The sequence below is a fragment of the Kitasatospora sp. NPDC091257 genome (genome assembly GCF_044757675.1).
In the GTDB taxonomy this organism is placed as follows: domain Bacteria; phylum Actinomycetota; class Actinomycetes; order Streptomycetales; family Streptomycetaceae; genus Kitasatospora; species Kitasatospora lactacystinica.
The window spans coordinates 1-1,417 of the sequence record NZ_JBIVVI010001693.1; the positions used below are offsets into that span (position 1 = coordinate 1).

General features: G+C 77.7%; 1 protein-coding gene. It reads right to left on the reverse strand.

The window, feature by feature from the left end:
- Window positions 1-148: 148 nt before the first annotated feature.
- On the reverse strand, window positions 149-1,417 hold a 1,269-nt coding region (locus ACIQOV_RS41355), incomplete at its 5' end, for a globin domain-containing protein (protein ID WP_401056292.1).

Sequence of the window (1,417 nt, forward strand, 5' to 3'; positions counted from 1 at the left end):
GTGCGCGGCGTGCAGTACCGGCTGGCCGCCCGCGGCGCCCGGATCGCCTACGCGGAGCTGCGCCGCACCGGGCGGCTGCCGCGCGAACTCATACCTGGCGGCCAACATCGAGGGCATCCGCGCGCTCCTCGCACCCGACCTCGGGTGATCAACCCGCGGTCGGGTCGCCGACCGGGTCGTGCCGGATCCGCTCGGCCGGCACCCCGGCCCGCAGCAGTGCCCCGACGCCCGTGCGCACCATCGCGGGCGGCCCGCTGAGCACCGCCTCGCGCCCGGTCCACGGGCCGAACCGGCTCACCACCTCGGGCAGTTCGCCGGTCAGCGGCCCGCCGGGCAGCAGGCCCCCGGGCAGCAGGACACCCGCCGGGGCGCCGCCGGACAGCACCGGACGGACCGTCAGCCACCGGTTCCGCGCGGCCAGTTCGCGCAGCTCGCCCAGCGCGTACAGCTCCTCGGCCCGGCGGGCCCCGTAGAACACCTCGACCCGGCGGCCGGACACGCCGTGCTCGACCGCCTCCTCGACCAGGGCGCGGATCGGCGCGATGCCGGTGCCCCCGCCGAGGCAGAGCAGGTCCGGTCCCGCCGCGTGGTCGACGGTCATCGAGCCGGCCGCCGGACCGAGCCGCAGCACGTCCCCGGGCGCGGCCCGGTGGACCAGCGCGTTGCTCACCCAGCCCGCCTGGACGGCCTTGACGTGGAAGGTCAGCAGCCCGTCCGGGCGGGGCGCACCGGCGAAGGAGTACTGCCGCCAGACCCTCGGCCACCAGGGCGTCTCCAGAGCGGCGTACTGCCCGGCCCGGAACGGGTACGCCTGGTCCGGGCGGACGGTGATCGCCGCGACGTCCCGGGTGCGGCGCTCGTGCCGGACGATCTCGCCCTGCCACCAGGGCGGCGAGGTGCGGGCGTCCTCCTCGGCGGCCTCGATCACGGCCGAGGAGATCATCCGGTAGGCGCGGCGCCAGGCCGATTCGGCCTCGGCGCCCCAGTGGCCGCCCGCGTACCGGGCCAGCGTCGCCACCAGGCACTCCTCCACCGCGGCGTCGTGCCCGGTCAGCATGCCGTACCGACGGTGGTCACGGCCGAGCCCGGTCAGCGTGGCGCGCAGGGCCACCGGCTGGTCGATCTCGCGCACGACGGCCAGCAGGGTGCGGAACAGCCGGTCGCGGTGGACGTCCATGGCGGCGGGGAAGGAGGGGCGGAGCTCGGGGTGGCGCAGGAAGAGCAGCGCGAAGAAGTGCGCGGTGGCCCGGTCGGCGTCCGGCTCGACGGCGGCGAGGCCGGCCCGGACCAGCGCGACCTCCCGGCTGGTGAGCGGCGGTCGGCCGGCGGTCCCGTCCTGGCCGACGGCGGGGAGTCCGGCAGTGGGGAGCGCGACGGCGGGCGGTGCGGCCGGGAGCTGCCCGACGGGGGTCCGCAC